The 21,490-nt window shown below is 32.2% G+C and carries 20 protein-coding genes; 13 read left to right on the forward strand and 7 right to left on the reverse strand.

Going from position 1 to position 21,490, the window contains the following annotated elements:
* Positions 1-6 precede the first annotated feature (6 nt).
* On the forward strand, positions 7-3,690 hold the full coding sequence (locus RT99_RS10715) for a T9SS type A sorting domain-containing protein (protein WP_042564750.1): 3,684 nt from the start codon (positions 7-9) through the stop codon (positions 3,688-3,690).
* A gap of 2 nt (positions 3,691-3,692) precedes the next feature.
* On the forward strand, positions 3,693-4,382 hold the full coding sequence (locus RT99_RS10720) for a hypothetical protein (RefSeq protein WP_042564751.1): 690 nt from the start codon (positions 3,693-3,695) through the stop codon (positions 4,380-4,382).
* Positions 4,383-4,456: 74 nt separating this feature from the next.
* Here the strand turns inward: RT99_RS10720 and RT99_RS10725 are convergent, their stop codons facing one another.
* Together RT99_RS10725 and RT99_RS10730 are read right to left on the reverse strand one after the other, a co-directional pair.
* On the reverse strand, positions 4,457-5,314 hold the full coding sequence (locus RT99_RS10725; RefSeq protein WP_042564752.1) for an MBL fold metallo-hydrolase: 858 nt from the start codon (positions 5,312-5,314) through the stop codon (positions 4,457-4,459).
* 225 nt (positions 5,315-5,539) lie between these two features.
* Positions 5,540-6,463, reverse strand: a complete 924-nt coding sequence (locus tag RT99_RS10730; protein WP_042564753.1) for a hypothetical protein — start codon at positions 6,461-6,463, stop codon at positions 5,540-5,542.
* 369 nt (positions 6,464-6,832) lie between these two features.
* On the opposite strand from RT99_RS10730, the gene RT99_RS10735 reads away from it, so the two are divergent.
* The 5 genes from RT99_RS10735 to sufD all read left to right on the forward strand — a co-directional run bounded on the left by RT99_RS10735 (position 6,833) and on the right by sufD (position 11,317).
* The gene (locus tag RT99_RS10735; RefSeq protein WP_035686721.1) at positions 6,833-7,162 is read left to right on the forward strand and encodes an iron-sulfur cluster assembly accessory protein; all 330 of its coding nucleotides are present in this window, start codon (positions 6,833-6,835) and stop codon (positions 7,160-7,162) included.
* Between the two features lie 69 nt (positions 7,163-7,231).
* Positions 7,232-8,680: a Fe-S cluster assembly protein SufB gene (gene sufB, locus RT99_RS10740; RefSeq protein WP_042564754.1), complete on the forward strand. Its 1,449-nt coding sequence runs from the start codon at positions 7,232-7,234 to the stop codon at positions 8,678-8,680.
* Positions 8,681-8,687: 7 nt separating this feature from the next.
* Positions 8,688-9,176: a flavodoxin family protein gene (locus RT99_RS10745; protein WP_042564755.1), complete on the forward strand. Its 489-nt coding sequence runs from the start codon at positions 8,688-8,690 to the stop codon at positions 9,174-9,176.
* A gap of 12 nt (positions 9,177-9,188) precedes the next feature.
* Positions 9,189-9,935: a Fe-S cluster assembly ATPase SufC gene (sufC, locus tag RT99_RS10750; protein WP_042564756.1), complete on the forward strand. Its 747-nt coding sequence runs from the start codon at positions 9,189-9,191 to the stop codon at positions 9,933-9,935.
* Positions 9,936-10,000: 65 nt separating this feature from the next.
* A complete protein-coding gene (gene sufD, locus RT99_RS10755; RefSeq protein WP_042564757.1) occupies positions 10,001-11,317 on the forward strand; it encodes a Fe-S cluster assembly protein SufD in 1,317 nt (438 codons plus the stop codon).
* Positions 11,318-11,415: 98 nt separating this feature from the next.
* On the opposite strand, the gene RT99_RS10760 is transcribed toward sufD, so the two are convergent.
* Both RT99_RS10760 and RT99_RS10765 read right to left on the reverse strand, forming a co-directional pair.
* The gene (locus tag RT99_RS10760; RefSeq protein WP_042564758.1) at positions 11,416-11,787 is read right to left on the reverse strand and encodes a hypothetical protein; all 372 of its coding nucleotides are present in this window, start codon (positions 11,785-11,787) and stop codon (positions 11,416-11,418) included.
* A gap of 2 nt (positions 11,788-11,789) precedes the next feature.
* The gene (locus RT99_RS10765; RefSeq protein WP_042564759.1) at positions 11,790-13,139 is read right to left on the reverse strand and encodes a serine hydrolase; all 1,350 of its coding nucleotides are present in this window, start codon (positions 13,137-13,139) and stop codon (positions 11,790-11,792) included.
* 221 nt (positions 13,140-13,360) lie between these two features.
* On the opposite strand from RT99_RS10765, the gene RT99_RS10770 reads away from it, so the two are divergent.
* The 6 genes from RT99_RS10770 (at position 13,361) to RT99_RS10795 (ending at position 17,530) form a co-directional block, all read left to right on the forward strand.
* On the forward strand, positions 13,361-14,575 hold the full coding sequence (locus tag RT99_RS10770) for an aminotransferase class V-fold PLP-dependent enzyme (protein WP_042564760.1): 1,215 nt from the start codon (positions 13,361-13,363) through the stop codon (positions 14,573-14,575).
* A 12-nt stretch (positions 14,576-14,587) separates the two neighbouring features.
* The gene (locus RT99_RS10775; RefSeq protein ID WP_042564761.1) at positions 14,588-15,013 is read left to right on the forward strand and encodes a hypothetical protein; all 426 of its coding nucleotides are present in this window, start codon (positions 14,588-14,590) and stop codon (positions 15,011-15,013) included.
* Positions 15,014-15,015: 2 nt separating this feature from the next.
* A complete protein-coding gene (locus RT99_RS10780) occupies positions 15,016-15,438 on the forward strand; it encodes a SufE family protein (RefSeq protein ID WP_042564762.1) in 423 nt (140 codons plus the stop codon).
* A 155-nt stretch (positions 15,439-15,593) separates the two neighbouring features.
* Positions 15,594-15,917 (forward strand): SUF system Fe-S cluster assembly protein, encoded by a 324-nt coding sequence (locus RT99_RS10785; RefSeq protein ID WP_042564763.1) that lies wholly within the window; start codon positions 15,594-15,596, stop codon positions 15,915-15,917.
* A 73-nt stretch (positions 15,918-15,990) separates the two neighbouring features.
* Complete coding sequence (locus RT99_RS10790; RefSeq protein ID WP_042564764.1) at positions 15,991-16,500, forward strand: DUF2480 family protein; 510 nt, start codon at positions 15,991-15,993, stop codon at positions 16,498-16,500.
* 79 nt (positions 16,501-16,579) lie between these two features.
* Positions 16,580-17,530 carry a DUF3078 domain-containing protein gene (locus tag RT99_RS10795; protein ID WP_042564765.1) on the forward strand — a complete coding sequence of 317 codons (951 nt, stop codon included), beginning with the start codon at positions 16,580-16,582 and terminating at the stop codon, positions 17,528-17,530.
* 165 nt (positions 17,531-17,695) lie between these two features.
* On the opposite strand, the gene hflX is transcribed toward RT99_RS10795, so the two are convergent.
* The 3 genes from hflX to RT99_RS10810 all read right to left on the reverse strand — a co-directional run bounded on the left by hflX (position 17,696) and on the right by RT99_RS10810 (position 21,483).
* A complete protein-coding gene (hflX, locus tag RT99_RS10800; RefSeq protein WP_042564766.1) occupies positions 17,696-18,940 on the reverse strand; it encodes a GTPase HflX in 1,245 nt (414 codons plus the stop codon).
* Positions 18,941-19,131: 191 nt separating this feature from the next.
* A complete protein-coding gene (locus RT99_RS10805) occupies positions 19,132-19,998 on the reverse strand; it encodes a hypothetical protein (protein ID WP_042564767.1) in 867 nt (288 codons plus the stop codon).
* Between the two features lie 129 nt (positions 19,999-20,127).
* The gene (locus tag RT99_RS10810; RefSeq protein ID WP_042564768.1) at positions 20,128-21,483 is read right to left on the reverse strand and encodes a DUF5689 domain-containing protein; all 1,356 of its coding nucleotides are present in this window, start codon (positions 21,481-21,483) and stop codon (positions 20,128-20,130) included.
* Positions 21,484-21,490: the final 7 nt, after the last annotated feature.

The following is a 21,490-nucleotide window of genomic DNA, read 5'->3' on the forward strand; positions in this document are numbered from 1 at the left end:
TAATCTATGAAAACAAAACTACTCTTGTTGCTATTATTAGCAAATTTTTCTTTTTATGCGCAGACCAATTTAGTCCCGAATGGAAACTTTGAAATTTGGTCTTCATCCTCGCAGCCAGACAATTGGTATCGTTATTTTAGTGGATTTGTTTCTCAGAGCACAACAGCTCAAAATGGTTCATCAAGTGTCAATGTAAGTATTGTTACCGGAACTTTCAATTACATTAACAGCGAATATTTTCCTGTTACGGCAAATAAAACCTATCGTGTAACTTTATACCATAAGATTTTAAGAGGAGCTTTGTCTTCTGTTGATTTGAGTTTATACCATAAACCAAGTACTTTCAAAGAAGAAATAATTAAAAAATCTGATGTTACTTTTTCTTCTACAGAATGGAGAAAAATTGAATTTGATTATACCCCGACTGTTTCAGAAAACATTGAAGTAGATATCTACGCTAACGGCTCTGCAAATTCTGAAGTTTTAATTGACAATGTTTCTGTTGTAGATGTTGCGGATATTCCTTTGCAATATACTTTGATTCCAGATATTGAATTCGAAAAAAAATTAATCTCTTTAGGTATTGACAGCGGTGCAACAGATGGAAAAGTATTAACATCGAAAATTCAAACCGTTAAATCATTAACAGTCGATACCAGAGTAGTTTCTGATTTAACAGGAATTCAGGATTTTACGGCTCTGGAAACATTGTCTGCAACTGGAGGTAATTATTATTATCCCACTGCAGAAGCTGATGGTTTATTAAAAACATTAGATGTCTCTAAAAACACTAACCTAATATCTTTAAATTGTTCCATAAATAAATTGACCAGTTTAGATGTTTCTAATAATAAAAAACTAACAACATTAGATTGCGGAGAAAATAAAATAGCTGCAATTAACATAACTAACAACCCTAATCTGCAAAAATTATCATTAGATAACACTTTAATCGATACAATTGATATTTCAAAACATCTGGCGTTAACTACATTCACTTGTTCTGGTACAAAAGTAACTTCTTTTGATGTTAGTAAAAATACAGGATTAAGTCTTTTAAACGTAAGCAATAACAAATTAACTACTTTAGATGTCTCTAAAAATACAAATCTATACGCCTTATATTGTGACTCTAATTCATTAACGTCAATTGATGTCTCAAAAAACCTGAATTTACTTCAGCTTAACTGTTTTATAAATCCATTGACAACTCTTGATTTGTCTAATAATATTTTATTAGATCGTGTTGATTTTTCTGATACAGAAATAGCAAATATAGATGTTACAAAAAACATCAATTTAACATCAATTTCTTGTGGAACAAAAAAGCTAACAAGCATTGATGTCTCTAAAAATTTAAAATTAAATTATTTTAATTGCAACTGGGGTCAGATTAAAACATTGGATTTATCTAAAAACACTAATTTAAATACAGTGATTTGTCAATACACTACCACATTAAGTGAAATAAACTTAAAAAACGGTAACAATACCAAAATTACAACTATAAATTTAATAGGAAACCCAAATTTGTATTGCGTACAAGTTGACGATGTAAATTATTCAACACAAAACTGGACAAAAAAAGATCTATACTTTAATTATACCTCAACAGCGTGTTCTGCGCCATCATATACACTTATTCCTGATAAAGAGTTTGAAAAAAGATTGATTGAGTTAGGTATCGATTCCGGTGAGCCTGATGGAAAAGTGTTAACTCCAAGAATTGCTGCTGTAAAATCATTAAAAGTTGAGCCAACACTAGTTGCTGATTTAACTGGTATAGAAGATTTTACTGCATTAGAGGTATTAGAATGCAGAAACGGCTGTATTACAAGCAATGGCGGCGGTTGTGGAAAAATCACTAAACTGGATGTTTCTAAAAATACTGCATTAACACAATTATACTGTGAAGGTAATCAACTGACTAATTTAGATCTTAGCAAAAATACAAAGTTGAATAACCTGAACTGTTCTTCAAACAAGTTAACATCTTTAGACATTTCAAATAATACAGATTTGTATTATATAGATGTTTCTCGCAATGCCCTAACAGAATTGAATATATCTAACAATAAAAAGTTAGATCAAATTAGCTGTAAAAGTAATAAATTAAAAAATCTGGATGTTACAAACAACAAATTAGCTTTATTAGCTTGCAGCAACAATGAATTAACAAGTCTGAATCTTACTAATCAAAATAACTTAGTGCAGTTATATGTTGAAAATAATAAATTAACCGAATTAGACGCAACTAATAAACCAAGTTTAGTTTACTTTAACTGCAGTGGCAATTTATTAACTGACATAAACATAACTCCATCAACAAACTTATTAGATCTAAATTGTTCAAATAATAAATTAACTAGTTTGGATGTTACAAAAAACATCAATCTGGCAATCCTTTCTTGTGGTACAAATATAATATCTGGATTTGACATTTCGAAAAATCTAAAACTTAAGGAATTAGAATGCACATCGCTTCAATTAAATGAATTGGATGTTACGTTTTTACCTGAATTAAAAAAATTATCTGCTGGTGATAATAATTTATCTACTATTGATTTATCTAAAAATTTAAAATTAACTGAGGTTTATTTATCTAAAAATCAACTTACTGAAATAGATATAACAAAAAACACTTTATTATCTTATTTACTAGTTTCAAATAATAAACTTACAGTTTTAAACCCTGTAAATAATTTAGCGTTAGAATATGTTGATTTTTACAATAATCAGTTAACTACTTTTGATATCTCAAAAAATAAAAAGGTACATTATGTAAATTGTAATAATAACAAGCTTACCAGTTTAAATTTACAAAATGGCATAAAAGAGCTTTATATCAATCTTGATGTTCCTAATTACAAAAACAATCCAGATCTAAAATGTATTCAGGTTACTGACGCTAAATATGCCAAAACAAACTGGTCTTATTATGCAGATCCTAATGTTAGATTTTCTGAAGATTGTGCCGGACCTCTTACTCTTCCTGCAAATAATTTTACTGTAGAGGCAAAAGCAGAAACTTGTCTTGGTGAAAATAATGGCCAAATAAATATCACTGCCAAAGAAACTTATGCTTATGAGGCAAAAATTAACGGAAAAACATTAGCGTTTACCAATAACGCTTTGAATTATTCCAATTTAACTCCAGGAAACTACACTATTTCAATTACTATTCCTAACGAATTTTTTGAACAAAACTTTAATGTAACAATTAACAAAGCTGCTTCTGCTGCAGGAAAATCAACCATAACTTCTAAAAATGTACAAGTAGAAATTATTGAAGGAACTGCTCCTTTTACAGTATATGTTGATGGTTCAGAACAGTTTCAGACAACTGATACAAACTTTAATGTAAACTTAGAAAAAGGCGGATTAATAGAGGTTGCAACAGCAAAAGCCTGTGAAGGTACTTTTTCTAAAAAAGTAAGTGTTTTGGAAGTTGGAGGTATTTTATCAACATATCCAAACCCAACATCTGGAAAGTTTGAAATTGAAATTCCAACGAGCAAAAATGAAGTTAAAATAGAGTTATACAATTTTGGAGGTCAATTAGTTTCGACTAAAGTCTATAACATCGAAAACGGAAAAGCACAATTGAATCTTGAAAATCATCCTTCAGGAATTTATGCTGCCAAAATCTATTTAGAAACTCCGGAATACATTAAAATTATAAAAAAATAAAAATGAAGAATTTTATATACTTATCAATTATTGGTTTGCTTGTTTCAGCTTGTGGTGGCGGAAGCGATGACCCTGAAACTCCTCAAAATGAAGCTCCAACTGTACCCACTTTAGTTGCTCCAACAGATAATAAATTATGTGTAGACAATACTGTTAGCTTTCAATGGAATGCTTCTACAGATCCTAATAACGACGCTATAACGTATCACATTGAAGTTGCGAAAGATAATTCATTTTCTCAAATTGTAAAAACAGTTGATGTTGCAACAAATAATACATCTGTTCCATTAGAGATAAATACGGCTTATTACTGGAGAGTAAAAGCAACTGACAGCAAAGGTTTGTCAAGCATTTCTTCATCCACTTTTAAACTTTATACTTCTGGTGAAGCTGTATTTAATCATTTGCCTTTTGCCCCGGAATTGGTTGAACCATCTATAAATATTGTATTAACTACAGCAACTGCCACTTTACAGTGGAAAGCTACGGATGTTGACGCCACAGATGTTCTTACTTATGATGTGTATTTTGGAACAACAAATCCTCCTACAGCAAAAGTAAGCGAGAATGCAAGCTCAACCTCATATGCTGTTACGCTTGAAGCTACAAAAGAATACTTCTGGAAAGTTGTTGTAAAAGATAATAAAGGAGGAGAAACTATCGGTCAGGTTTGGAAGTTTAAAACCAACTAACTATTACAATTACAAACTAAAAAATCCCATTTTCAAATTCATGAAAATGGGATTTTTTTATGTTTTAAATTTCTCTACAAAATCTCTTCACAAGTAAAAACTTCTTTTAATCGAACACCTTTGTCGGTATGTTCTACCGTTATGATCTCATTGTGTGCGTCGTGTTCCAGAAATAAATAATAATTATGATCTGCAGCAGCATTTAAGAATTTTGATTTCTCAGGCATTGTCAACAAAGGTCTCGTGTCATAACCCATAACATACGGTAACGGAATATGGCCGGCTGTTGCTAATAAATCGGCACAAAAAACTATAGTCTTGTCTTTGTATTTTATATGCGGAATCATTTGCTTTTCGGTATGACCGTCAACGTAAAATATGTTAAATCCTAATTCTTTTGAATGTCCAAAATCAGCATTTGGTCTTTCAATAAAATTCAATTGTTCGCTTTCCTGCATTGGTAAAATATTCTCTGATAAAAAAGAAGCTTTTTCACGAGCATTCGGTTTTGTTGCCCATTCCCAATGGTTTTCGTTGCTCCAGTATTTGGCATTTTTAAACGCTGGCTCATATCCCGTTCTGTCCGAATTCCATTGAACACTTCCCCCACAATGATCAAAATGCAAATGTGTCATAAAAACATCCGTAATATCATCCCGATGAAAACCATATTTTGCCAACGATTTATCTATAGAATGCGAACCCCATAACGAGTAATATCCAAAAAACTTTTCTGATTGTTTATCGCCCATTCCGGTATCAATCAAAATCAGGCGATTTCCGTCTTCAATAAGCAAGCATCTCGCTGCAATATCAATTAAGTTATTGGCATCGGCAGGATTGGTTTTGTTCCAAATTGTTTTTGGTACAACACCAAACATAGCACCACCATCTAATTTAAAATTTCCGGATTCTATCGGGTAAAGTTTCATAAGAGTATATTTCTAATTGAAAAACAAAACTAGGAAATCCAATCTCCTTATGCTAAGCATTCAATCATAATATTCTCAGGCATATATAAAATTACCCACAGATTTTTACGGGTTCTGCTGATTTTCACTGTGTTTTTTTATTCTCAGAAAGGCTTATAAAGGTTGGTTAATTAAAGAATCTGTGTAAATACAGTAAAATCTGTTTAATCTGTGGCCCAAAATCAGTTATTCAAGCGTAATCGAAGAACTTCCCATAATTTCTTGTTTATCGAAGAAGTTGACAAAATAAGTTCCTTTTTGAAAATCATAATCATAAGAATTTAAAACTCCATAAACATTTGCAGGTTTTCCCTGAAAATCTACCGCTACAATAAAACTGTAAACAAGTGCTTTATCATTGTCAAATTCAACCAATTTATTTTCGCCCAGAACTTTGTTTTTCTGATCTAAAACCTGAACATAAAAAACCCTTTTTCCTGTTTTGGCAGCAGAATTTCCGTTAACAGAAAAACTTACTTTAAGTTTATCAGTATTTTTAGCTTTGTCTGTTTCAAGCTCTTTTCCAGATTTTTTTTCACGAAGAGCTACCACCTTAAATCCATTTAGAGATAACTTTGAAGCATCTTTTAAAATTGATTCTAACTTTCTTTGTTTAGAAATTAAAGTATCATTTTCAACTTTTTGCTTGTACATTACAACATTCTGACTCTCGATTTCGGTTAATAAATTTTTATTCTGAGATTTTAGATTTGAAATTTCTACAATCTTAGATTCTAACGAAGTTTTTAAATCTGACAATTGCTTACGATAAACCTCTATTTGTAAAGTAGATGGATTCCTGGAAATTTTTAGAATTTCGATTAAGTTTTCTACCTTTATTTTTTCCAGCTCCAATTCCTGAGATAAAGCTGTTTTTTCGAGAATCGCTACATCGTAGGCTAATTTTAAAGTATTTAAAGAATCTAAAATATTCTTTTGCGCAAGTGCTTCAAGGCTCAATCTTAGGGCTTCATCACTTCTTCTTTTTATAGGTTTCTCTACAATTTCATATGATTCTTTACTTAAAATAAAAAGCGTAGACCCTAGCCCAAAAACTAAGAAGATTGCCAAAAGAACTTTAAACCAATTGTTTTTATTCTGTTTTTTCATAATTACTCACAATTTTCTGCAAAAATATCCTATAATTAACAACCTGCAATGCGTATAAATACCCATTTTTAACATTTTACCAGAATTATTGATATATAAATCTCACAAAAACATCATTTTTTTCTTTTTTTTACAATTTTTAAAAAACAAATGAAAATATACCTTGAGAACAAATTGATTTCACAAAATAACTATTATCTATTTTAACATTTGTTATAATAATGTGAAGCGTTATGGAAAAAGGTTTTTAAGTCGTATCTTTGCAGATAATTTAATTTCAACATTGAAATACAGCACTTTAAAATGTAATAAATTCATTACCATTTTTAAATGCAAATTAAAATGAAGGAAAAACAAATACCATAAACAATGATAAAAGTTTCTGATACAGCCAAAAAGAAAATCATCGACTTGATGAGTGATGATGGTTTTGATGCCGCTCACGATTACGTACGCGTAGGTGTGAAAAGCGGTGGATGCTCTGGTTTGTCATATGATTTAAAATTTGATAAAACGAAAGGCGACGACGATAAAATATTTGTAGACAACGACATAACAATTGCAGTTGAAAAAAAATCATTTCTATATTTAGCCGGAACAATTCTGGAATTTTCAGGAGGGTTAAACGGAAAAGGATTTGTATTTAATAACCCAAATGCAAGCAGAACTTGTGGTTGCGGTGAATCTTTTTCACTATAAATTAAAAGAATCTAAGCACAAATTTAAACGATTTGAATTTCTTTTTAAAGCGTTTTAAAAAACTAAAAAATGTCAAAATATACTGAAGACGATTTAAAAATCGAACTCGAAACCAAAGAATACGAATACGGATTTTATACCAATATTGAGTCTGAGACTTTTCCTATTGGTTTAAACGAAGATATCGTAAGAGCAATTTCTCTTAAAAAAGAAGAGCCGCAATGGATGACCGACTGGCGCATCGAGGCTTTTCGTGCCTGGAAAGAAATGATCGAACCGGAATGGGCAAATGTTCATTATGAAAAACCTGACTTTCAGGCAATTTCATATTATTCTGCACCAAAACAAGTAGATCCTTCAAAAACATTAGATGATGTAGATCCTGAGCTTTTAGAAATGTACAAAAAATTAGGTATCTCTGTCGATGAACAAAAAATGATGAACAATGTCGCTATGGATATTGTTGTTGATTCTGTTTCTGTGGCAACTACTTTCAAGAAAACTTTAGGAGAAAAAGGAATTATTTTCTGTCCAATTTCTGAAGCAATAAAAGAACATCCGGAATTGGTTCGTAAATATTTAGGAACTGTTGTACCTCAAAAAGACAACTTCTACGCAGCATTAAACTCAGCAGTTTTCTCTGACGGAAGTTTCTGTTATATTCCAAAAGGCGTTCGCTGCCCGATGGAACTTTCAACTTATTTCAGAATCAATCAGGCAGGAACAGGACAATTCGAAAGAACTCTTGTTATTGCAGATGCAGGAAGTTACGTTTCTTACCTTGAAGGTTGTACCGCTCCAAGTCGTGACGAAAACCAATTGCACGCTGCTGTGGTTGAATTAATCGCTTTGGATGATGCAGAAATTAAATATTCTACCGTTCAAAACTGGTTCCCAGGAAACAAAGAAGGAAAAGGTGGTGTTTATAACTTCGTAACTAAAAGAGGTTTATGCGAAACAAATGCTAAAATTTCATGGACACAAGTAGAAACAGGTTCTGCTGTAACCTGGAAATATCCTTCTTGTGTATTAAAAGGAGACAATTCGGTAGGAGAATTTTATTCAATCGCCGTTACCAATAATTACCAACAAGCCGATACAGGAACTAAAATGATCCATTTAGGAAAAAATACTAAATCGACTATTATTTCTAAAGGTATTTCGGCTGGTAAATCACAAAACAGTTACCGTGGATTAGTGCAGATTAGCCCAAGAGCTGAGAATGCAAGAAACTTTTCGCAATGTGATTCTCTTTTAATGGGGAACAATTGTGGAGCCCATACTTTCCCTTATATCGAAAGTAAAAATCCATCGGCAAAAATAGAGCACGAAGCAACTACAAGTAAAATTGGAGAAGATCAGGTGTTTTACTGCAACCAAAGAGGTATCCCGACTGAAAAAGCGATTGCCTTAATTGTAAACGGTTTCAGTAAAGATGTATTGAACAAATTACCAATGGAATTTGCTGTTGAAGCTCAAAAATTATTAGAGATTTCTTTAGAAGGATCTGTTGGATAATTGCAAGATGGGAAATAAAACAGTCATCATTTTAGGTTCATCAAGAAAAAACGGAAATACAACAAAAATTGTAGACGAAATTTCTAAAGAACACGGAATAGAAGTAATTAATTTGAGTGATTTTAATATTTCCTATTACGATTACGAAAGCAAAAACAGAGAAGATGATTTTTTTCCTTTAATAAAAGGTATCATCGAAAATTATGACACTTTAATTTTTGCAACGCCAATATATTGGTATAATATGAGTGGAATTATGAAGGTTTTCTTTGATCGTTTTTCGGATTTAATTCGAATTGAAAAAGAAACCGGAAGAAAGCTTAGAGGAAAGAAAATAGGCGTGATCTCAAATTCTCACGACGATGAAATTGAGGAAAGTTTTTACATTCCGTTCAAAAAATCAGCCGATTATTTAGGCATGGAATATTTAGGACACGCGCATTTTAATGCCAACATCTTAAACCAAACAACAAAAATAGAATTGACATTTATATAAAATAAAAAAACAATGTTATCAATACAAAACCTTCACGCCTCAATTGGTGATAAAGAAATCCTAAAAGGAATTAATATAGAAGTTAAAGCTGGCGAAGTACACGCCATCATGGGGCCAAACGGTTCTGGAAAAAGCACACTTTCGGCTGTAATTGCCGGAAACGAAAACTACGAAGTTACAGACGGACAGGTTTTCCTTGACGGAGAAGATCTTGCTGATCTTGCTCCAGAAGAAAGAGCACACAAAGGAGTTTTCCTTTCGTTTCAATATCCTGTAGAAATTCCTGGAGTAAGTGTAACTAACTTCATGAAAACAGCAATCAACGAAACTCGTAAAGCCAACGGTCAGGAAGAAATGCCGGCTAACGAAATGCTAAAAGTTATTCGTGAAAAATCTGAATTGTTAGAAATTGACCGTAAATTTTTGTCTCGTTCATTAAACGAAGGTTTTTCGGGAGGAGAGAAAAAAAGAAACGAAATTTTTCAAATGGCAATGTTAGAACCAAAATTAGCCATCCTAGACGAAACCGACTCTGGTCTTGATATCGACGCTTTAAGAATTGTGGCTAACGGAGTTAACAAATTGAAAAGCGAGAAAAACGCAATTATCGTTATCACACACTACCAACGTTTGTTAGATTATATCGTTCCGGATTTCGTTCACGTTTTGTACAACGGAAGAATCGTAAAATCTGGTGGAAAAGAATTGGCCTACGAACTGGAAGAAAAAGGATACGACTGGATTAAAGCAGAAAACTAGTTTACAGTTACAGTTTACAGTTTACAAAACTCATAACTTATAACTCATAACTCATAACTACAGAAATGGATTTAAAAGAAAAATTAGTATCGTCTTTTATGGCTTTTGAAGAGCGTGTCGATGTACATTCAGATTTGCATGACATTCGCACAAATGCCTTAAAAAACTTCGAAAATAAAGGTTTCCCAACCAAAAAAGAAGAAGCTTGGAAATATACATCGCTAAACGCCATTTTAAAAAATGACTTTACGGTTTTTCCTAAGCAGGAAAATGCAATTGAATTTAATCAGGTAAAAAAATACTTTTTACACGAAATCGACACATATAAATTAGTGTTTATTGATGGCGTTTTCAGTTCGCATTTGTCTTCTACAACGCATGACGGAATCGATGTTTGTTTGATGTCATCGGCATTGACCAAACCAAAATATAAAATGGTTATTGATACGTACTTCAACCAAATTGCAAGCAAAGATGACAGCTTGACTTCGTTGAATACTGCTTTTGCATCTGAAGGAGCTTTTATCAATATTCCGCAAAAGAAAGTAGCTGATAAACCAATTGAGATTATGTATTTCTCAACAGGAAATGAAGCTGCTTTAATGGTTCAGCCAAGAAATTTGGTTATTGTGGGTGAAAATTCACATGTTCAAATTATCGAGCGTCATCAGAGTTTAAACGAAAATCCAGTTTTAACCAATTCGGTTACAGAGATTTTTGCTCAAAAACGCGCGATTGTTGACTATTACAAAATTCAAAACGATAATAGCGAAGCTAATTTAGTTGACAACACTTATGTTTCTCAACAACAAGAAAGTCACGCTTATGTACATACTTTTTCATTTGGAGGAAATCTTACGCGTAACAACTTAAATTTTTATCATTTTGGTGAAAGATTGACAAGTACGCTTAACGGAATTTCTATCTTAAATGACAAACAGCACGTTGATCATTATACTTTGGTAAACCACGCAACGCCAAATTGCGAAAGTTTCCAGGATTATAAAGGAATATTTTCTGATCGTTCTACAGGAGTTTTCAACGGAAAAGTTTTGGTAGAAAAAGAAGCTCAAAAAACAAATGCTTTCCAAAAAAGCAACAATATTTTATTGAGTGACAAAGCAACTATCAATGCAAAACCACAATTGGAAATTTTTGCTGATGACGTAAAATGTTCTCACGGTTGTACTGTTGGTCAGCTTGATGAAACTGCAATGTTCTACATGCAATCTCGTGGTATTCCTAAAAAAGAAGCAAAAGCTTTATTGATGTACGCATTCTCAAATGCCGTTATCGAAAGCATTAAAATACCGGAATTAAAACAAAGAATTACTAAAATCATTGCCATGAAATTGGGTGTGAATTTAGGATTTGATTTGTAAAAGATTTTACCGCAAAGGCACAAAGATTTACGCAAAGTTCGCAAAGGTTTATTACAAAACTTTGCGAACTTTGCACTTTTTACTTAGTGTCTTTGCTGTTAAATTTGTTTTTGATGAAAAGTTTTTAGTAAATTAAAATTATTACTAACAGGAGAATAAAAAAAATCAATTGGTTCTTCTTCAAAATTCGTTTTGAATATAATTTTTCCCATATTAATCTTGTCTATATCTTTTAAATCTATTTTTATCTCATCAAAATAAATGCTTTTTTCATCAAACTCTATCAATTTAAACTTCTTGAATCTTTGCATTAAAAAGAACATAAACAAAGAGAATATCATACAGAAAAGAAAAGCAGAAGTTTCAGCAATACATATACTATAGATCAAAAATCCTAATGAACCTATAAAAATTATTTTAGAGGCTAAACAATATAAAAAACTAATTTCGTGATTTAACTTATATTTCATAATTATTTCTTCACACTCTCAATAACCTCTTTCAAAAACCCATTAAAATCAAAACTTTTATCACTTTCTCTCACTCCCATTCTAACAATTACCATATCTAAAGACGGAATAATCGCCACCATTTGTCCTTGGTAACCACTGCAATAAAACATATCACGCGGAACATCCGGGAATTTACCTCCAACGTTTAGCCAAAATTGCGCTCCATATTTTCCTTCAGAAGTATTGGTTGGTGTTGCGGTATATTTTACCCAGCTTTCGTCTAGGATTTGTTCTCCGTTCCAGTTTCCTTTTCTTAAATATAATAATCCAAATTTTGACCAGTCACGTGGTGTTGCCCATCCGTAAGACGAACCTACAAAAGTTCCCGACATATCTTGTTCTACAATCATCGAGTTCATTCCGATTTTATCGATTACTGCGCTGTACCAAAAATCAAGATATTCTTGTTGTGTTTTAAACTGATTTCTTAAAATTCTGGATAATAAATTAGTTGTTCCAGATGAGTAATTCCAATGTGTGTTTGGTTTAAACTGCGCTGGTTTATCCAATTGCACTTTTCCCATATCTTCGGCCTGAAAAAGCATTTTTGTAGCGTCGCAAATCGTGCTGTAATTCTCTTCCCATTCTAAGCCGGAATTCATGTGAAGCAAATCGTTTATTGTGATAATTTTACGGTCATCATTTTGCCATTCTGTAATTGGTGCTGGTTTATAAATATCAATTTTTCCTTGTTTTGCTAAAACTCCAAAAGCCGAACTCGTAATACTTTTTGTCATCGACCAGCCTAAAATTTTACTGTCTTTATTAAAACCGGTATCGTATTTTTCGGCAATCAATTTATCTTTATATAAAACTACAACCGCTCGTGTACGTTTTGATTTCCCTCCTGTTTTGTCGAATGCATTTTCTACAGCACTCTTTAATTTAGGATAATCTACATTTGAAAACGTAGTGTCTTTTGGCTCATTATTCCCGTAAGGAAAAGGAAGATTATTAACTAATTTTGTGCGTTTTGGTAATAAATAAGGTTTCGAAATATCATAATTATCATTAATCAAAGTTGCACCAAGACCTTCTCTGTAAATTGCTTTTCTTTCTTTTAGACCATAAACATTAGAAGTCGCAAACTTTCCGGCGTCATTAATTGAATTTGTCGCCAAATCAATCATGTCAATATCATTGTCTGTTTTTTCGATTAATTCTTTCGAACGATTATCAATAAAATGCCCCGAAGCAATACTTTTGGCTGAAAAGCCAGAAATTAAATCCAGTTTTGGATAAGTTGTAAATCCGAAATACAGAAATGCGAGAACTAAAACGAGAACGAGTAATTTTAGAAATTTTTTCATAAATGATGCAACTATTTTTAATGCAATATAATTAATTTATGGTCACGATTTTAGGAGTCAATTTTTGAATTACATTTCATATAATTGAAAAAATAGAATTAAAATTACATAATTGATATTTACTCCTGCAATCGATCGTACCATAAAAGGAAATTATAGTTTTAATGGAGAAACCAATTTAGTTTTAGTACTTTTGTAAATAGATTTTTTCTAAATAAGACATGCTAGATATTCAAAAAATAAGAGCTGATTTTCCAATTCTTTCACAAAAAGTAAACGGAAAACCATTAGTATATTTCGACAACGGAGCAACTTCGCAAAAACCACAAATTGTGATTGATGCCGAAGTCAAATATTATCAGGAAATAAACGCCAACATTCATCGTGGTGTTCACACTTTAAGTCAATTAGCTACTGATGCTTACGAGGTTTCTCGTGGCAAAGTGAAAGACCATATAAATGCAAAATTTGCTCACGAAGTACTTTTTACTTCGGGAACAACATTCGGAATCAATTTGGTAGCCAACGGTTTTGCCTCGATTTTAAAACCGGGTGACGAAGTTATTGTTTCGTCTTTAGAGCATCATAGTAATATTGTACCATGGCAAATGTTATGCGAAAAAACAGGCGCCATTTTAAAAGTGATTCCGATTAATGAAAACGGAGAATTAATCATCGAAGCTTTTGATGCTTTACTTTCTGAAAAAACAAAAATTGTTACGGTAAATCATATCTCGAACGCTTTAGGAATTATTAATCCTATCAAATATATTATTGATAAATCACATGCAGTTGGCGCTGCAGTTTTAATTGATGGTGCACAGGCTGTTCCGCATTTAAAACCTGATGTTCAGGAATTAGATTGTGATTTTTATGCTTTTTCCGGACATAAAATGTGTGGTCCAACCGGAACCGGAATTTTATACGGAAAAGAAGAATGGCTAAATAAATTGCCTCCTTATCAGGGTGGCGGTGAAATGATCAAAGAAGTGACTTTCGAGAAAACAACTTACGCCGATCTTCCTCATAAATTTGAAGCCGGAACTCCAAATATTGCCGGAGGAATTGTTTTAGGAACTGCTGTAGATTATCTAAATAATATTGGTTTTGAAAATATTCAACAATACGAAAACGAACTTTTAGAGTACGCTACAAAACGTTTACTTGAAATAGAAGGTTTGAAAATCTACGGAACCGGAAAAAATAAAGCTTCGGTAGTTTCGTTTAATATTGATGGAATTCATCCATACGATATTGGTTCGATTATCGATAAATTAGGAATTGCCGTTAGAACGGGTCATCATTGTGCACAGCCTATTATGAGCTTCTTCTGTATTCCGGGAACCATTCGTGCTTCGTTTTCATTTTACAACACAAAAGAAGAAATTGACCAAATGGTAGAAGCCGTTAAGAAAGCACAAACCATGTTAAGCTAAAAAAACATTTTTATGAAAATAATATCTTTATTGCTCTTAGTTATTTGTATTGGAACCGGTTGTTCAAGCCAAAAAAAAGCAGATATGACATCAACCGAAATAGAATATTCAGCTGTTTCTCGAGGGTTATACAAAACAGTAGTAGTTAAAAATCAAACTGTTTCAATCACAAACACCAGAGGTGGGGAAGCTGTAGAAAGCAAAATAGATACTGCAAAGTGGAACAAAATTGTTTCCGAATTTGAAAAAATAAATTTAGATAGCATTCCAAATTTAAAAGCACCAACTGAAAAACGTTTTTACGACGGTGCCGCAATTGGAAATTTAAAAATAACCCAGAATCAGAAAACATACGAAACTAAAGGTTTTGACAATGGTTTTCCTCCAAAGGAAATTGAGAAACTGGTTAATTTGCTGACTGATTTTACGAAAGAATAATTATGACAATAAAAGAAATACAAAACGAAATAATAGATGAATTTTCGATGTTTGATGATTGGGTACAGCGTTATGAGTACATCATCGAATTAGGAAAAAGCCTTCCATTAATCGAAGAAAAATATAAAACCGACGAGAATTTAATAAAAGGCTGTCAGTCAAAAGTTTGGTTACATGGCGAAGAAAACAGTGATAAAATTGTTTTTACTGCTGATAGTGATGCTATTTTAACAAAGGGAATTATCGCAATTTTGATTCGCACTTTCTCTAATCAAAAAGCAGCAGATATTATAAATGCCGATACTGATTTTATTGATGAAATTGGTTTAAAAGAACATCTATCGGCAACTCGTGCAAATGGTTTGGTATCGATGATTAAAAACATCAAAATGTACGCTCTGGCATTTAATGCAAAAAACAACTAAAAAAGTTAAACCATTAAGATATTAAGTTTCATAAAGAGTTAATTTAATATCTCTAATATTTAGATAAAAATTAAGCTTATCGTGTACACAGCAAACTTAATTTACTTAATATCTTAATGGTGAAAAATTACCTAAATGGTTAAAAAAACAAAAAAATGGAACAAGAAATAGACACAAACGAATTAGGAGAATCAATTGTAAAAGTTTTAAAAAGCATTTATGATCCTGAGATTCCTGTTGATATTTACGAATTAGGGTTAATTTACGATGTAATGGTAAATACAGATTACGAAGTAAAAATCTTGATGACATTAACATCTCCAAACTGCCCGGTTGCCGAAAGTTTACCGAGAGAAGTGGAAGAAAAGGTAAAAACAATAGAACATATTAAAGATGTTGATGTTGAAATTACTTTTGATCCGCCTTGGAGTAAAGATTTAATGAGCGAAGAAGCAAAATTAGAATTAGGAATGCTTTAATAAAAATTTGTTTCAGGTTTCAAGCTTCAAGTTCACGCAACCTGAAATTTGAAACCTGAAACTAACTTTTCATATGGAAGAAATTATCAATAAAGTCGCTAATAGCGCTTTGGAAGTTTTTGATCTTGAGGATTATTATCCAAAAGGACATCGTGTGCAAATCGATATTTCACAATGGCTTTTAGAAGGTTTTTTATTGAAAGAAAAAGACTTTAGAGAGCATTTAAAAAATCATGATTGGTCGCAATATCAGGATCAATACGTTGCTGTTCATTGCAGTACAGATGCTATTATTCCAGCTTGGGCTTTAATTTTAGTGGCGGTACAATTGGCTCCTTATGCCAAAAAAGTAGTTAACGGAACTATCGAAGATCTTGACGGAAGTTTATACGAAGAAATTTTACCTACAATAGATTATTCGGCATACAAAAACAAACCTGTAATTGTAAAAGGCTGTTCCAGAAAACCTGTTCCTATGCGTGCTTATATTTTGGCTACTACATATCTGCAGCCATTTGCCAGAAGTATTATGTACGGAGAAGCATGTTCTGCGGTACCTTTATACAAAGAATCTAAGAAATAACTTTCTTTTCCGCTTAATAAATCCTTAACTTTTCTACGGTTTTTAGTATATTTGTTAATATACACTTAAACTAGATACGATGAGAAAGATAACGTTATTAGCCTTCATTTTATTAAATTTTACTTTTGCTCAGGCCCAAAATACTGAAAAGGAATTAATTCAAAATACCGAAAAAGCAGTAAAAAAAATAAATGATACAATTGAAGGCGAAGGTTGGAAAACTAAAGGAACTGTATCGCTTTTATTAAATCAATCAAGTTTTAATAACTGGATAGCCGGAGGAGAAGACAGCTTCTCAGGGACGCTTGGAATCAACTACGATTTCAACTACAAAAAAGATGATTTAACCTGGGACAACAAAATATTAGCTTCATACGGACTTCTGCAAACCAGAAATGCTGATTTCGAAAAAAAAACAGATGATCGCTTAGAAATAAATTCAATTGTAGGTAAAAAAGCCTTTGGTCAATGGTATTATTCTTATTTTCTGAATTTTAGAACGCAATTTACCACAGGATATATTTATGGTCAGGATGAAAACGGTAAAGAAATAAGAACCGAAAGCACCAAATTTATGTCTCCTGGTTATCTTACAACAGGTCCCGGTATTTATTGGACAAAAGATGCTAATTTAAAAATAAATTTTGCCCCATTAACATCAAAATTCACCTTTGTAGACGGTGCTTACACATCCGGAATTGATCAGAAAACTGGTTTGCCATATGTTGACGGAGATTATTTTGGAGTTGATGCCAATAAAACTATGCGTTACGAATTGGGTTTCTATTCTTCCCTTTATTATAAATTGGCTATAATGACCAACGTAACTGCTGAAAACACTTTAAACTTATATTCAAATTATCTTGAAGATCCACAAAATGTAGATATTGATTACTCATTGAATATTATCATGAAAGTAAATAAATATTTATCGGCTAATTTATCATTCCAGGCCATTTATGATGATAATGCTTTTCAGGGTTTTCAAACTAGAGAAGTATTTGGCTTAGGAATTAATTTCGGATTTTAATTTATCTGAAATTTACCGCAAAGATCGCAAAGGTTATTTTTGTTAAGACACTTTTGTTTTATAAAAAAGTTCGCAAAGCTATATATTGATTAAGCTTTGCGAACTTTATGTTTTATGAGATCTATAATATAAAATCTTTGCGCTCTTTGCGGTAAAAAATTTTATTTATTCTTCATCTTGTTCTTGTTCTTCTTTTTCGATTGCATCTTTATAATCCGGATACAAGAACTTATTATAAGGGAATCTCGTAATATGAATCTGGCGAACAGCTTCGTAAACGCGTTCTCTAAATTCCTCAAAATTCTCTTTATTACTAGCCGAAATAAACAAGGCATTATCTTCACCTAAACGATGCATCCATGTTGCTTTCCATTCGTCGAGCGTGTAATGTCTTGGAGTTTTCTCCGTCATTAAATCATCCTCATCAATCGTCAAATGTTTGTAAGCATCAATTTTATTAAAAACCATAATAACAGGTTTTTCATGAGCTTTAATATCCTGCAAAGTCTGGTTTACAGATTCGATATGATCCTCAAAATCGGGATGTGAAATATCTACAATGTGCAACAACAAATCGGCTTCGCGAACCTCATCAAGTGTACTTTTAAAAGAATCAACCAATTGCGTTGGTAATTTTCTAATAAATCCAACCGTATCTGACAATAAGAATGGTAAGTTTTTAATCACTACTTTTCGAACTGTTGTATCAAGAGTTGCAAATAATTTATTCTCAACAAAAACATCGCTTTTACCAATCGCATTCATCAAAGTCGATTTCCCAACATTGGTATAACCAACCAGAGCCACACGCACCATCGCACCGCGATTACTACGCTGAACCCCCATTTGTTTATCGATTGTTTTGATTTTTTCCTTCAACAACGAAATCCTGTCACGTACAATACGTCTATCCGTTTCAATCTCCGTTTCACCGGGACCGCGCATACCAATACCCCCTTTTTGGCGCTCAAGGTGAGTCCATAAACCGGAAAGTCTTGGTAATAAATAGATACATTGTGCCAATTCTACCTGTGTTCTTGCGTAAGAGCTTTCTGCTCTTTGCGCAAAAATATCCAAAATCAAATTGGTTCTGTCTAAGATTTTACAATCAATAATTTTGGAAATATTCTTTTGTTGAGATGGCGATAATTCATCATCAAAAATCAGAGTCGATATGTCGTTTTCTTTTACAAAAAGATTGATTTCTTCAATTTTACCCGTACCCATAAAAGTCTTCGGATTTGGGCGTTCCATTTTTTGCGAAAAACGTTTAATAACTTCACCACCAGCGGTAAATGTCAAAAACTCTAATTCGTCAAGATATTCGTTTAGTTTTTCTTCACTTTGATTTTGAGTAACAATACCTACAATGGCTGTTCTTTCAAAATTTATAACTTCTTTTTCTAACATAGCTTTGAATAAGGTGCAAATTTAATGATTTGTAAGCTACTAACGCTTATAGAATTCTGTTTTTAAGTTCTATTTAAGAATTTGACTTTTTATAAAAAATAAAACCATTTAGAAATTAAGATTCATAAAGAGTTTATTCTCTAAATGAAACTTAACTTTTAAATGGTTAAAAGTCTATTTTAAAAGTCTGTTTATTCGTAAATAAAAGTCTTTTCTGTCTTTACAATTCCGTTCTCTTCAAGTTGAGAACAAGAGATTGGAAAATTTAATTTATTGTATTTGTATTTTTTGCTTACACCAACCAAAACTGTCGATGAAGGACTAAAATTTGTCTCATTATTGTATGAAATTGATTCAAAAGCAAATTCTTCTTCGTGATAAGAAATCATTGGAACAATTACTTTGTAATTATCACCAAATAAATTCTGAACGATTAAGGCATCTACAGATTTTTTGTCATCAAAAGTAAATGTTTTAGATATTTTATCTCCCACCAAACCTCTGTGTCTTACAACATTATCATTGGTGTAAGCATATTCGATTTTACCAATAATAGCTTTGTTTCTATCACGGGAAGTACGTCTTACTATAATTCCGTTTTCAACAATATATTCAATGTCTTCAAGAATATTCTGGTGATTTGTGCTTTTTTTAGTAATTACTTTTATTCTTGCTCCTTCATAAGTAAAAGTTACAGTCTTTGTAATATAATCACTGCCTTCCTGATATTTTTTTACAAATTTTGTAATGTTGTTATCAGCATTATAGGTATAATTTACGACTTCTTTCCAATCGCTTCCTACTTTGTCTTTTACTGTCATATCCAACAATCCTTTTGGATTATAAAAGAAATGCTGCACAACATCTGAAGTAGTAATTGTTTGAATTTTACCATCTTTAAAAACGACTGTTTTGTTTACAATTTCACCGTCTTTAAAGTTTTGGTAATTTGTTTTTACAATGTTAATCTGTTTTAATTGAACAGGTTTGTCCTGATCCTGACTTTGCACTAAGCATGGAAAAACCATCATTATGATGGCAATAAAATAGGTTTTCATAGTATTTGTATCAATTTGGGATGACCAAAATACAAAATTCTATCAAATTTTAACAGTTTGTAGTTTAAAAACTATACTTTTTTACAAAATCAACTAGAAATCAGTCAATTAATTTCACTATTAAAAAACTTATTCTTCCTTTTCTCCAAAAATCTTAACATCATCCACCATAAAAGCACCATTAAGCGTTTTGTCTTTACCAGAACCAATGTATTTAAAAGCAATATGAATATTTCCCGAATAAGCAGATAAATCAATTCCTCCTGAACTCATAAATTCACGAGTCGGCGATGACAACGAAGGAAATCTGGCTTCTAATTTTGTCCATTTTGCTTTGCTAATGCTTGATCCGTCGAAATTGGTTGACACATAAACTTCTAAAGAGTTCAAAGGTGAATCTACTTTTAAATCATGTTGAGCACTTCTAAAAGATAAGACTGCATTTTTATAACCTTTCATATTAATTTTAGGAGAAACAAGCCATGCAATATTTTCTGCAGCTGTTGTACTAGTGGTATTAAACTCAGCATATCCGTTGCCGGCATACAGCATACTTTTCCATAACTTTGATGCTTTTTCTACAATATTGCTCCAACCTGCAAGAGCAAAATTGACATTGTTTTTTACAGATTGGAAATCTTCTGAAAAGAACGGAACGCTTCTCTTTCCTGTCATTACAACATCAGTTGCGAATCTGGGCATTAACTGATAATCTGAACCAAATTTTGTCAATATACCACGAACTTTTCCACTTCCATCGGGCACAATATTACTGGCGAAATTGGCATAACTGCTAGTTCTAAAGATAAGCTGATTTCCTGTTTTATCACTTAAATTCCAGTTAGTAGCACCGCCTACATTATTCGATTCCTCAAAATAATGTCTGCCAATTGCGGCTTCTGCAAACTGAACATCTTTTAACTCTATTAATGTATTTAATCTGCTCTCATTTAGTGCTTCTTCTATCGAAATTTGCTGTACTAACTGATCTTCTTCAATAACGTTACAGGAAGCATTCAGCACATTTTTATAATCATTTTGCGAAATTCTTCCAATCGTTGGGTCGCCTGCGTTACTTACGTATAAACTTCCAATACGCAACGCACCATAATACGAATCTGTAAATTGATCTTTAAGTTTTATGTAAACTTTATTTCCGATGCGAAAATCTATGTAAGTGTTTGTTACATCAACGGGCGTACTAAATCCTGTTGCCGGTATTTTGTCTGTGGCTAATGTTTGAAAGGAAATTGTTTTAAAAAAATTCCCGCCTTCATCACTTGATACAACGTAAGCCTCAATCACATCATCATAACTATATACTTTAGGAGTTGAACCAGAAATGTTTTTAACCTTTTCAACTGTTTGATTTATTGTTATATCCGGCTGTGTGCAACCTAATTTAGGGATTTCTACCTCACTGCTACAAGAACAAAAAATGAGGAAAAATGATGCGAAAAATGAATTTAAAAATCTGTTTTTCATAAAGAAT

The sequence above is a fragment of the Flavobacterium sp. MEB061 genome (assembly GCF_000834715.1).
GTDB lineage: Bacteria > Bacteroidota > Bacteroidia > Flavobacteriales > Flavobacteriaceae > Flavobacterium > Flavobacterium pectinovorum.